We start from the raw sequence: 13,514 nt of genomic DNA on the forward strand, positions 1-13,514 counted from the left end.
CCGGAAGCCTCCATATCCGTAGTTAATTTTACACCAATGGTTTCGTCATATTCAGCTTCTCCACTGTTGTTTTTAATATATTCAACAGTATCAAAAATTTCCTTATCCGATACATATGCTCCCTGTACTCTCACAGGTTTAACATATCCGGCAGGATAAAACAACATGTCACCATTGCCTAAGAGCTTTTCAGCTCCGTTCATATCTATAATTGTTCTTGAATCCGTTCCTGATGCCACAGTAAGGGCAACTCGTGAAGGAATATTTGCCTTAATAAGTCCCGTAATAACATCTACTGAAGGACGCTGAGTTGCAATAACCATATGAATGCCTGCTGCTCTGGCAAGCTGTGCTAAACGGCATATTGCCTCTTCCACTTCCTTAGCTGCCACCATCATAAGGTCAGCTAACTCGTCAATTACAATAAGTATCTGTGGCATTTTTTCCGGTGGATTATCTCCTGAAAAATCACCGCTTTCCACCTTTGCATTGTAACTTCCAATATCTCTTGCCCCTACATTGGCAAACTTCTTATATCTGGTGGTCATTTCTGCCACCGCCCAGTTAAGAATGCCTGCCGCTTTTTTAGGGTCTGTAACTACATCATATAATAAATGAGGTATTTTATTGTATACCTGAAATTCCACAACCTTAGGATCAATAACAATAAGCCTTACGTCTTCCGGTGTTGTCCTGTAAAGAATACTCATTAATATTGAGTTTGTAAATACTGACTTTCCTGAACCTGTAGTGCCTGCAATAAGCATATGAGGCATTTTGGCAATATCAGCCACAACTACTCTTCCTGCAATATCCTTACCTGCCGGAAATGCCAGCTTCGACTTATGCTCCCTTAATTCCTTTGAATTTAAAAGTTCCTTTAAATATACAGGATCCCTTCCCTCATTTGGAATTTCAATTCCTACGGCAGCTTTTCCCGGTATAGGTGCTTCAATTCGTATGTCCGCCGCTGCCATATTTAACTTTATGTCATCTGCAAGACCTGTTATACGGCTAACCTTAGTCCCCATTTCAGGTTGCAATTCATATCTTGTAACTGACGGTCCCTTACTTACATTTGTCACTTCTACCTTAACTCCAAAGTTTGCCAAAACCTGTTTTAGTTTATTGGCTGTCTGCATAAGGGATGCTTTTGTTATACCGCTTTTGCTCCCGGGATTATCCTTAAGAAGACTGTATGGTGGTTTCTTATATTTCATTTTCTTTTTAGACGGTGCTATTATTTTTCCTTCTGAAGATGCCTTAGGCTGTTGTGAGATGACTTCTTCTGCCGTCGGTGTTTCAGTGGCTACTGCCTCCCCTACTCCAAAAGGCTTTCTCTTCATAGTCTTTTTAGCCTCTTCACTTACTATCACTCTTTCCTTTGGTGTAAATTCACCGTCTGTAGCATGTTTATCAGCTTTTGGTGGTTCAGGTTTGTCAAGGCCATCTATTTTAACCTGCTTATTGCCCTGATTTTCTTCATAGGTATATACAATTTCACGGTCAAGGGGCATTTCATCTATGTCACTTGGGGTATCATCCACTCCGTCAATATGTATTTCGTGAACCTCCTGTTTATTATCCTTTAACTTCTCCCCTGGTAAACTATCTCCACCAACAGTAGTTTCATTAAAGTCCACACCGATTTTTTTCTGTCTGGCAATACTTCTTTCTTTTTCCTTTTCAATCCGCTTCTGCTCTCTTCGTACTGCCGTGGCTTCTTTTCTGGCTTTTGTATCTTCCACTGCACTTTCATAGGCACTTTTTCCCTTTTTCTTAAGAAAAGACATAATAGACTTTTCCGTTAAAATTACTATGCATATAATAAGTACAACAAAAGTTACAATATAGGCTCCTGTAAGTCCTAACAGGGAATCCATAAGATTTCCTAATGCTCCCCCTACAAGACCTCCACCAAATTCGCCTTTAGAGCCATATTTATAATATTTTAAAACATCTATTCTATTGTCACTGTAACTTAACAAATCAAACAGCAGACACATATTAATGTATAATAGCACCACTGCCACTATCTTAGAGATAACCTTGGTGTTCATATTATTATATGCCACAAGTCCTATTGTTACTGCCAGAAATACAGGAAAAACATATCCCATCCATCCGAAGCATCCAAGCATTGCATCCCTTAATGTGTTTCCCACTATGCCACAAATGCCAAAATTGCTTAAGAATAAAAACAGTGCCACAGCTAAGGATATCCACAAATAAACCTCCGTTACGATTATTTTGCGTTTCTTAGCCATCTGGGCGTTTTTCCTTCTTGTTTCCGCAGCCTTACTGCCACCGGTTTTGTTTCCACCAGTCTTACCTTTACTGCTATTTGTTTTTTTGCCATTACTTTTTTTCTTCGTATCGGCCAATATATTTTCACCCCTATTAATTTATTTTACGAAAAATGATGCCACTATGGCTATCAGTCCAACTAATCCGCAATAAGCTGAAAAATATTTAAACTGCTTATTTCTTACAACTACAAGCATTGTTTTAATACATATGTAACCTACCACGGCAGACACTAAAACTCCCGCCACGTAGCACTCAACACCTGTTTTTGCAATGTCTGTGTGCATATCAGGAATGTTTAACACACAGGCACCCATTATAGCCGGAATTGACATAATAAAGGAATATTTTACAACAAAATCTCTTCTAAGTCCACATAAAAGACCTGCTGTAATGGTTGTTCCTGAACGTGATAATCCCGGAAGAGTTGCTATCCCCTGACAAATTCCTATAAAAACTGCGTTTAAATATGTAGTTTTCTTTGGTGTTTTATTTCCGTTTGGTATATTATCTGAAATTACAAGTAATATGGCTGTTATTAAAAGACAAATTCCCGGAACAATAAGAGTATGGGATGCATTATCTACTAAATTCTTACCTACAATACCTATTATTCCCGTAGGTATGGTTGAAACAATAATTAATAACGCAAATTTTCTATATGATGTTCTGATTATTTTTCTGTATTCCGGATTCTTTTTGGTTGTCTTCCATCTTATGTAATAAAATACATTAGCAACGAAATCCACCACTATTCCGATTCCATCATATATTAATCTTCCAATATCCCGCCAGTATATAACAAATACTGCAATTAATGTTCCCAAATGTAAAAATACATCAAAAGATGTACCTACATCTTCAAGTCCGAAAATCTGCTGGAATATAGCCAGATGTCCCGAACTGCTCACAGGAAGAAATTCCGTCACTCCCTGTATTATTCCAAGAAAAATTGACTCTAATAAACTCATTTGTAACTCCTTATTTCTTTAGTTAACCATAATCTATAATATTTTACTATTTTTCACCACTATATTCAAGTTATTTAGTTTTTGTATTGTAATGCCTTTGTATTGTAATGCCCCGGTGTCCAATGTAATTTATCAGGATTTTTTGTCAATAAGTTCATACAACTTTTTTATGGCATCTTTTAGGCTTCCTATTTCATTTATTATTCCTTCATTCACTGCTTCCTTACCTACAAGAATGCTTCCCACATCCTTTGTCATAACTTCTGTTTCCATCATTAATTCCATAAGCTTTTGTTCTTTTATGTCACAATGGTCTAATATAAAAGAATTAATTCTCTCCTGAATTTTTTTAAAATAATCATAGGTCTGGGGAACTCCTATAAACAGTCCATTCATTCTCACAGGATGAATAACCATGGTACCTGTTTTAACAATAAAGGAATAGTCTGTTGATACTGCAAGAGGAACACCAATGGAGTGGCTGCCTCCTAAAACTAATGACACTGTAGGCTTACTAAGTCCCGATATCATTTCTGCAATTGCAAGACCACATTCAACATCCCCACCTACTGTATTTAATATTACCAGAAGCCCATCTGTTTCTGCATCATCTTCTACCTGTGCTAACTGAGGAAGCACGTGTTCATATTTAGTTGCCTTGGTTCCTGATGCCACATTTTCGTGTCCTTCAATTTCCCCGATTATATTTAAAAGATGTATTTTTTTGTGTCTGCTGTTGTTATTTAAGTCTGTCTGACCGTATTCTTTTATTTCGTCCATAAAAAATCCCCCATATTGATGATATACAATGTACGGATTTTCAAATTAACTTTCCGTACAATATAATACTCTCCAATATAGGGGATTTTTATACTATTATATAATTTTAAAACTGTTCTTTTACTTTATCATATGGTAACTTTCCACCAAACAAATCCAGCGCACTTCCAATGGTAAAATCCATTTTGCCATTAGAAATCTCCCTGAACCTTTCTATTTGTTCCATAGTGGATATTCCGCCTGCATAGGTTATGGGAATATCATTAAATTCAGATAACATAGCTACCAAATCTTCTTCCATTCCACCTGATTTTCCCTCAACATCCACACCGTGTATAAGAAATTCATCACAATATTCCGACAGTTTTTTCAATGTTTCAATATTAACTACTTCATCAGTGAATTTTTGCCATCTGTCTGTTACTATGTAATACTGTCCATCTTTCTTTCTACAGCTTAAATCCAAAACAATACGCTCTTTTTCCACAGCTTCCACAAGACTTTTAAGGTTTCCGTAATTAACTCTTCCATCTTTAAATACATAAGATGTGACAATTACATGGGATGCCCCTGCCTTTATATAATCCTGTGCATTTACAGCTGTAACGCCGCCGCCTATCTGCATCCCTTTAGGATATGCAGACAACGCCTCTATTGCCTGTTTCTTCGATTCCTTAAAAAATTCCGAACCGCCGGCATTTAATATTATTATATGTCCGCCTTTTAGCCCGTCTTTTTTATAAAGATTAGCATAGTAGACTGCATTTTTTTCAGATACAAAATTTTCTTCTGCCTGATTTTCCTTGTCTTTAAGGCTGCTACCTACTAACTGTTTCACTTTTCCGTTGTGTATGTCTATGCATGGTCTGAATTTCATTTTTATTACCTTATTTCATAAGTTTTATGTTATGCATTTAATGCCTGCTCTAAATCTGCAATAATGTCCTCAGCATCTTCAATTCCTACAGAGAATCTGATTAAATCCGGCTGAACTCCTGCCTCAATTAACTGTTCATCTGTCATCTGTCTATGAGTGTGACTTGCAGGATGTAGCACACATGAACGGGCATCAGCCACATGAGTCACTATTGCCACAAACTTAAGATTATCCATAAATTTAATGGATGCATCACGACCACCTTTTATACCAAATGTTAAAACGCCACATGTTCCATTAGGCATATACTTCTGCGCCAAATCATAATATTTGTCACCCTCTAATCCCGGATAATTAACCCAGGCTACCTTGTCATTTGCCTTAAGCCATTTAGCCACTTTTAATGCATTTTCACAGTGTCTTGGAACTCTTAAATGTAATGTTTCAAGACCTACATTTAGCAAAAATGAATTTGTAGGTGAAGGAATTGATCCTAAATCCCTCATAACCTGTGCTGTTGCCTTTGTAATATATCCGCTTTTTCCAAATTTTTCTGCATAAACTAACCCATGATATGATTCATCCGGCTCTGTCATTCCCGGGAATTTATCAGCATGAGCCATCCAGTCAAAGTTTCCACTGTCAACAATTGCTCCACCTACTGCCATGGCATGACCATCCATATATTTAGTTGTGGAGTGAGTTACTATATCAACTCCAAATTCAAAAGGTCTGCAATTAATAGGTGTCGGGAATGTGTTATCCACAATAAGAGGAACACCATGACTGTGAGCTGCCTTTGCAAATTTTTCAAAATCAAACACTACAAGAGACGGATTTGACACCGATTCACCAAATACACACTTTGTATTTGTTTTAAATTCTTTTTCTAAATCTTCCGGTGAAATATCCGGATCTACAAATGTAACATCTATTCCCATTTTCTTCATGGTTACACCAAATAAATTAAAGGTTCCTCCATATACATTTGATGAACAGATAAAGTGGTCTCCTGCTTCACAAATATTAAAAACTGCGTAAAAATTAGCTGCCTGACCTGATGATGTAAGCATAGCTGCCACTCCACCTTCTAACTCACATATTTTTGAAGCTACTGCATCATTAGTAGGGTTCTGAAGTCTTGTATAAAAATATCCGCTATCCTCTAAATCAAACAGTCTTCCCATTTGCTCTGATGTATCATATTTAAATGTGGTGCTTTGATAAATAGGCAAAACTCTCGGTTCTCCCTTTGTAGGCTTCCATCCGCCCTGTACGCATATTGTTCCTTTGTTATTATTCACTTTCTAACCTCCTGTGCTTTCATTATTCCGGTTTATAATCCTTAAGACATATGTGTCCCACAATACAACTAATGGCAAATAAAACTACAATAATTGCCACTGAAATCAAAAAGAATTCCATTTGCATAACTGGTATTACACATACATCAATAAAGAATAATACAAATAAAACAGTTGATATTTTATTACATATCTGTCCTATTTTTATTTTCTTATCTTCCTTTGTTTCCTGCATATTAGCTCCTTATTCATCAAACAACGGCGTTGAAAAATATCTTTCTGCCGTATCCGGCAATACAGTTACCACTGTTTTTCCTTTTCCTAACTTTTTTGCCAGCTTTATGGCTGCTGCAACATTTGTTCCACTGGAAATTCCGCACATAAGCCCCTCTTTTTTGGCTAAGTCCTTGGCTGTACTTATTGCCTCTTCGTCAGTAACTATATAAATGTTATCATATATATTCTGGTCTAAAATATCAGGTATAACTCCGTCTCCTATTCCCATTTGCAAATGGGTTCCGATATTTCCACCTGCTAAAATGGCTGCATTCTCCGGTTCCACTGCCCATATTTCAATGTCAGGATTTTGTGCCTTTAAAACCTTACCTATTCCTGTAATGGTGCCACCGGTTCCTATACCTGAGCAGAATCCGTCTATATTTCCCTCTACCTGCTCCATGATTTCCAATCCGGTATGATGTTTATGAGCCTTAACATTGTTAGGATTGGCAAACTGCTGTGGTACATACACCTTTGGATTGTCCTCTGCCATTTTAAGTGCTGTTTTAAGACATTCATCTATACACTTTCCAATGTCTCCGTCATCATGGATAAGAATAACCTCTGCTCCATAATGTTTAACTAGCTTTCTTCTTTCCTCACTAACAGAGTCAGGCATTATAATAATAGTTTTATATCCTTTTACCGCTCCTACTAATGCCAGTCCGATTCCCTGATTTCCACTGGTAGGTTCAACTATTATTGTATCCTTGTTTATTTTGCCTTCTGCTTCTGCCGCCTTAATCATTTCATAAGCCGTTCTTGTTTTTATTGAGCCACCTACATTTAATCCCTCAAACTTCACAAGAACCTGAGCTGAATCCTCATCAACCATATGGTTAAGACGCACCATAGGTGTATGTCCGATAAATTCTAATACATTGTTATAAATCATTTCTAATATCCTTAACGTTCCTTTATTACATTATATAATTTTGTCAACTTGTATTATTATAACTTTAACCAATATATTAAGCAAGTTTAATTTAAACTAAACACATATGCTAACTATTCATTCTATATCCAACACCTAATTCGTTTATTATGTACTTTGCTTCTCCCAGCTTTATTCCCAGTTACTTTGCTTCTCCCGGCTTTATTCCCAGTTTTCTTCTTATATTTGCCATGTTCACCTGAAGTTTTTTAACGCTTCCCTCATCAGGATAGCCCCATATTGCCTTAATTATGGCTGTATACGTCATCATTTTTCCGGCATGTTCCGATAAAAACGCCACAATATTGTACTCTGTCTGAGTTAATTTTACTTCTTTTTCATCAACAAAAACCTGTCTTCCATCATAATCTATAACAAGTCCCTCTAATGTGAACTTTCCTCCCGGCAGTTTTCCCTCCTCAGAGCTGTGTCTTGTATTTCTAAGAGTTGCTCTTACCCTTGCTAACAGTTCCGCCGAGCTAAAGGGCTTTGTTACATAATCGTTTGCCCCTGCATCAAGAGCAACTACCTTATCCCTTTCATTAGAACGGGCTGACAATATAATAATAGGAGTCAGTGAGTCATCCCTTATTTTCTTTAAGAAATACATTCCATCCCTGTCAGGAAGACCTAAGTCCAAAATAATAATGTCAGGGAGATGAGATGTGTACATTCCCAGGGCTCTCTCACATGTTTCAGCTACAACAACCTGATAACCTGCCGATTTTAGTATGGTTGTTACCAGATTTCTAATATTATTTTCATCTTCTACTAATAAAACCTTATATTTATTATTGGGCATCTATTTCTTCCTCCGTATCTAATGTAAATCTGAAAACAGCACCGCCACCTTTAATATTTTCCGCACTAATGTCCCCTCCATGTGCTTTTATAATGGTTTTACATACGGACAATCCTATTCCCGTATTGCGTTTTTGTCCGTCTGAAGGTTCTTCCTTATTCTCATAATATCCGGAAAATATGTATGGCAATTTTTCTTTACTGATTCCACAGCCATTGTCCTTTATTTCAAATATAGCCTGCTTCCCCAATACAAACACCCGAAGTATTAATTCTGTCATTCCCTCTGCGTGCTGTATGGCATTTTCCAATATATTTACTATAACCTGTTCAATAAGCATTGCATCCATTGGTATAACAACAATATCCTCCGGCAAGTCCAATGTTATATCAAAGTCAGGGTATCTTTTTCTAAATTTCACAATTACTGAATCTATCAGTTCCTCTAAAACTATTGGTGTTTTTATTATTTTCACATTTCCACTGTCAATTCTTGTAATGGATAAAAGATTTTCCACCATTCTTACAAGCCATTCCGAATCCTCTTTTATTCCCTGTAATATTTTGGTTTGTTGTTCTTCCTCTAGTGTATCCCTGTTTTCTAACAATGTAGCTGCTGAACCATAAATAGTGGTAAGGGGAGTTCTTAAGTCATGGGAAACCGCCCTTAAAAGATTGGCTCTCATTCTTTCCTTCTCTCCTTCAGCTTTCATTGCCTCATGCCTTTTTATCTGGGTGGTTAATGTACTTGTTAATATGGCTATAACTATCATTATAATTGCAGAAATCATATTAACAGGTATCATAAAATTAATTGAAAAGAACGGAAATGTAAAAGCATAGTTAACGGCAATCATGGAAATAAAAGCTGCCACTATTCCATATACATATCCGTTTGTTAAAAGGGATATCAAAAATACAGCAAATATAAACACTGCTGTTATATGTTCATGTACCTTAAACACATGTTGCAACAACAAGCTTATTACAAAAGAAATTAATAATATTCCCGCTGTCACTAATATATTTTTTAAATATGATTTATCTTTTACCATAGCCACTCTCCTTCGTATCTGATTAATGATACCACATAGCCAATTAAGATATAGTAAAATATCTCCAAAGCTTTATTATATATCATAATATTCGCCCTGGAGATATTCCATATTTGTACAAAATTTAAGATTTTGTGCAACGTTTCTATTTAATTTGTTTACTGTGCATCTTTAATTGAAAAGCTGATTCTTCCCATCTTATCTTTTCCAAGACACTTACATTTAACCTTATCACCTAATGTAAGGAAGTCTTCAACATGTTCAACTCTTTCTTTTGCAATCTTAGAAATGTGAACCATGCCTTCTTTTCCAGGTGCAAATTCGATAAATGCACCAAATTCCTTAATACTTACAACAGTACCTTCTAAAATCATGCCTTCTTCAAAGTCTGTTACTATTGTCTTAATGTATTTTATAGCCTTAGCTATCATGTCCTTATCTACGCCACAAACTGATACCATTCCTTCATCAGAAATGTCAATCTTAACGCCTGTTTCTTCGATAATTGCATTAATAACCTTTCCGCTCTTTCCTACAACATCACCAATCTTGTCCGGATCAATCTGAATCATTTCAATCTTAGGAGCGTATGCATTTACTTCTTTTCTAGGTTCAGAAATTGCCGGCTTCATGCAATTATCCATAATGAATAATCTTGCTTCTCTTGTTCTTGCAATAGCACCCTCCACGATTTCTCTTGTAAGACCATGAATCTTAATATCCATCTGAATAGCTGTGATACCTTCTGTTGTACCTGTTACCTTAAAGTCCATGTCTCCGAAGAAATCTTCAAGTCCCTGGATATCTGTAAGCAATACATAATCATCATCTGTATCACCTGTAACAAGACCACATGAAATACCTGCTACCATAGCCTTAATTGGAACACCTGCTGCCATTAATGACATACATGATGAACATGTAGAAGCCATTGATGTAGAACCGTTTGACTCAAATGTTTCTGAAACTGTTCTAATAGCATATGGGAACTCTGCTTCGCTAGGAAGTACAGGTACCAGTGCCTTTTCTGCTAAAGCACCATGTCCGATTTCACGTCTTCCCGGTCCTCTTGATGGCTTTGTCTCACCAACTGAGTATGAAGGGAAGTTGTAGTGATGCATATATCTCTTTGTTGTTTCATTTTCATCAAGTCCGTCTATTTTCTGTGCTTCTGATAATGGTGCTAAAGTACATACGTTGCAAATCTGTGTCTGTCCTCTTGTGAACATTGCAGAGCCATGCACTCTAGGAATAATATCAACTTCTGCTGCTAACGGTCTGATCTGATCAATTGCTCTTCCGTCAGGACGCTTGTGATCTTTCAATATCATCTTACGAACTGTCTTCTTCTGATACTGATAAATAGCTTCTCCTAAAACAGCAAGCCATTCTTCATTATCAGCAAAAGCTTCTTCTAACTTTTCTGTAATCTGTCTTATGTTTTCTTCTCTTGTCTGCTTGTCATCTGTAAATACGGCTACTTCCATATCTGCAGGTGNNNNGCTACTTCCATATCTGCAGGTGGAACAATTTCCTTAATTGCAGCAAATAATTCTTCAGGAATAGCACAGCTTTCATATGAGTGCTTTTCTTTTCCTACTTCTGCCACAATTTTATCAATAAATTCAATGATAGTCTGGTTTACATCATGTGCCATATAAATAGCTTCTATCATCTTTGCTTCCGGGATAATATTAGCACCTGCTTCAATCATGATAACCTTTTCTCTTGTTGAAGCTACTGTAAGCTGTAAATCTCCCTCTTTCCACTGCTTCTGGCTTGGGTTAATAACAAATTCCCCATCAACTAAACCTACCTGTGTCATGGCACATGGTCCGTCAAATGGAATATCTGATATACATGTTGCAATAGCTGCACCAAGCATAGCTACGATTTCAGGTCTGCATTCAGGATCTACTGACATAACAAGGTTGTTAAGTGTAACATCATTTCTGTAATCCTTTGGGAATAAAGGTCTCATAGGTCTGTCTATAACTCTTGATGTAAGCACTGAATTCTCTGATGCTTTTCCTTCTCTCTTATTAAATCCTCCAGGGATTTTTCCTACAGAATACATTTTTTCTTCAAATTCAACTGAAAGTGGGAAGAAATCAATTCCATCCCTAGGCTTGTCTGATGCTGTAGCTGTTGACAATACCGTAGTGTCTCCATAGTGCATAAATGCTGCACCGTTAGCCTGCTTTGCAACTCTTCCAACATCAACTGTTAAAGTTCTTCCTGCAAGCTCCATACTAAAACTCTTGTACATAATCTTCTTTCGTTACTTTGTTAGTAACTTCTCCTTACTTTTTATTTTATAGCAGAAGAATCCGAAACTACTGTAAAAACCGGTAACAATGCTACTGCCCTTTACAGTGGTCTCGGCATGGTTCTTCTGCCTTTTGTGTAAATTTACACACAATCTATGTTATTATAAATTATTTATATGAAAAATGCAATACAGGGATGAGAGTAAACTCTCATCCCTGTGTATAAATCCGAATGTAATATTACCACCCGGTAAGAAATTATTTACGAATTCCTAATTTTTCAATTAACTGACGATATTCGTCAAGGTCATTTTCCTTAATGTAGTCAAGTAAGCCTCTTCTCTTACCTACCATCTTAAGAAGACCTCTTCTTGAATGATGATCCTTCTGGTTAATCTTTAAATGTTCTGTTAACTCCTTAATTCTGTATGTTAAGATTGCTACCTGAACTGCAGGTGAACCTGTGTCAGTAGGTGTCTTACCATATTCTGCTGCTAACTGAGCTTTTGTCTCTTTTGATATCATTTCTTATTCCTCCTAAAATCTTAATATCCCCTTACACTTAGGCACCGGTTGGAGTATCCAAATGCTTAGTGTAGGTTAAACATACTTTGATAGTATACACCATGATATCTGAAATGTCTATAGGAAAATTGAGAAATATGGTGTATCAGCTATTTCGAGTTTTTGATCTTGATATGTTTTCTCAGCTAACTTATTACAATTTTAATATTTGTTCTAAAAAAATCAATTATCCTCTTTAATATGCTTGTTCTTTTCTTCCTACAAGCTCTATACGTCTACATCAAGTAGACATTAGTTAACTAAGAACACTTATATCAATCAATAATAACTCCAAATAACCGTATTGCTATAACACACATTTCTTATTAAATCAAATATTTTTTATAAATGCTTTATCTCTATCTCAATTCCACGTATTCTCTCTTGTAACCACTCTGCCAGCAGTTTTCTTGAACACCTACCCGGTGTTTTTCCCAGACAAATTATCATTATCCTTTCATATTCCATACAGTCAATCAGAAATCTCCCTGCAATTCCCCTTTCCGAAAGTGTTTCTTTATATTTTGCCACATATTCATCCCACGAAATTGCCCTCTCCGTGTAGGCTTCATAATAACCACACATTGGTGCAAGCATAGAATTATATAAGTAGTCACAATTACATCTTCCCTTCAAACATTTTTTCAGTTCTCCTTCGTTGCAAAATCCCAACATCGGAAATCTGTTTCTTTCTCTCATGTCAACTACAAGCTCAATTTTTTTCTTATTTATTGTTTTAATAAATTCTTCCTGACTTTTCCCCTTAAATCCCATCGTGTATATCTTCATGTATCTTCTCCCATTTTTTAGAATTTCAAGACATTTTCCCCCATCGCCCGACACTATTATTCTAATTCATAAACCGGTTAAGAATCAGTTAAGGACAGGTATTTTGTGACAAAAAAATAAAGGGTATAGCCATTAAGTACGTCATTCCCCTTAACATCAATTAAATTTATTAATTTATATTTCTTTGTATAGCCCCCCTATACATTTATCTTTATTAAATAGTGCCGATATAAACGACCGTTTAATTTAATACTCTGATTTTATCAAAATATGGGGTGAAAAACAAGTATAAAAAGATATAAATTAGACGTTACCTCTAAATTAATACTAAAATACATCTGAAATCAATAGTGAGTAATTCTTTTGTTCTATTTCCATGTAAATCTCTTGCAGCATCCTAATCGTCATGCTCTAATTCAAATATTACGTTTCCATCATTGTCTTCCAGTCTGTAATCAAGTCCCAGCCAGTCATCTTCCCACAGTTTCCTCACCTGAGCTTTGGCTCCATCTAATGTTATGCCGTCTTTCAGTTTTCTTGTTTGTGTTTCCATTCCGTTGTCTGCCACTATTATCATTTTTTG

Annotated in this window: 12 protein-coding genes and 1 pseudogene; all 13 read right to left on the reverse strand. The window is 36.3% G+C overall.

Annotation, left to right across the window (positions count from 1 at the left end; all coding sequences use genetic code 11):
• The coding region (locus tag Q5O30_RS08550; RefSeq protein WP_302674664.1) for a DNA translocase FtsK at positions 1-2,384 on the reverse strand (2,384 nt) is incomplete at its 3' end.
• Between the two features lie 21 nt (positions 2,385-2,405).
• Entirely contained in the window at positions 2,406-3,278 is an 873-nt protein-coding gene (locus tag Q5O30_RS08555; RefSeq protein WP_021953337.1) for an undecaprenyl-diphosphate phosphatase, read from the reverse strand.
• Between the two features lie 132 nt (positions 3,279-3,410).
• On the reverse strand, positions 3,411-4,058 hold the full coding sequence (locus tag Q5O30_RS08560) for a ClpP family protease (protein ID WP_021953338.1): 648 nt from the start codon (positions 4,056-4,058) through the stop codon (positions 3,411-3,413).
• Positions 4,059-4,164: 106 nt separating this feature from the next.
• A complete protein-coding gene (gene hisA / locus Q5O30_RS08565) occupies positions 4,165-4,935 on the reverse strand; it encodes a phosphoribosylformimino-5-aminoimidazole carboxamide ribotide isomerase (RefSeq protein ID WP_021953339.1) in 771 nt (256 codons plus the stop codon).
• Positions 4,936-4,964: 29 nt separating this feature from the next.
• The gene (locus Q5O30_RS08570; protein ID WP_021953340.1) at positions 4,965-6,239 is read right to left on the reverse strand and encodes an O-acetylhomoserine aminocarboxypropyltransferase/cysteine synthase family protein; all 1,275 of its coding nucleotides are present in this window, start codon (positions 6,237-6,239) and stop codon (positions 4,965-4,967) included.
• Between the two features lie 22 nt (positions 6,240-6,261).
• Positions 6,262-6,474 (reverse strand): hypothetical protein, encoded by a 213-nt coding sequence (locus Q5O30_RS08575; RefSeq protein WP_021953341.1) that lies wholly within the window; start codon positions 6,472-6,474, stop codon positions 6,262-6,264.
• A 9-nt stretch (positions 6,475-6,483) separates the two neighbouring features.
• Positions 6,484-7,413: a cysteine synthase A gene (gene cysK / locus Q5O30_RS08580; RefSeq protein ID WP_021953342.1), complete on the reverse strand. Its 930-nt coding sequence runs from the start codon at positions 7,411-7,413 to the stop codon at positions 6,484-6,486.
• Positions 7,414-7,594: 181 nt separating this feature from the next.
• Positions 7,595-8,254 (reverse strand): response regulator transcription factor, encoded by a 660-nt coding sequence (locus Q5O30_RS08585; RefSeq protein WP_021953343.1) that lies wholly within the window; start codon positions 8,252-8,254, stop codon positions 7,595-7,597.
• A complete protein-coding gene (locus Q5O30_RS08590; RefSeq protein ID WP_021953344.1) occupies positions 8,244-9,308 on the reverse strand; it encodes an ATP-binding protein in 1,065 nt (354 codons plus the stop codon). The genes Q5O30_RS08585 and Q5O30_RS08590 overlap by 11 nt, the downstream gene beginning before the upstream one ends.
• Positions 9,309-9,466: 158 nt before the next feature.
• Positions 9,467-11,577: pseudogene (locus tag Q5O30_RS08595) on the reverse strand (polyribonucleotide nucleotidyltransferase).
• 259 nt (positions 11,578-11,836) lie between these two features.
• Positions 11,837-12,103 (reverse strand): 30S ribosomal protein S15, encoded by a 267-nt coding sequence (gene rpsO / locus Q5O30_RS08600; RefSeq protein WP_021953347.1) that lies wholly within the window; start codon positions 12,101-12,103, stop codon positions 11,837-11,839.
• Positions 12,104-12,484: 381 nt separating this feature from the next.
• Positions 12,485-12,931 carry a DUF488 family protein gene (locus Q5O30_RS08605; RefSeq protein ID WP_021953348.1) on the reverse strand — a complete coding sequence of 149 codons (447 nt, stop codon included), beginning with the start codon at positions 12,929-12,931 and terminating at the stop codon, positions 12,485-12,487.
• Positions 12,932-13,328: 397 nt separating this feature from the next.
• Complete coding sequence (locus tag Q5O30_RS08610) at positions 13,329-13,508, reverse strand: hypothetical protein (protein ID WP_021953349.1); 180 nt, start codon at positions 13,506-13,508, stop codon at positions 13,329-13,331.
• Positions 13,509-13,514: the final 6 nt, after the last annotated feature.

The organism is Eubacterium sp. CAG:161 (assembly GCF_000432355.1).
Taxonomy (GTDB): Bacteria; Bacillota; Clostridia; order Lachnospirales; family Lachnospiraceae; genus Eubacterium_G; species Eubacterium_G segne.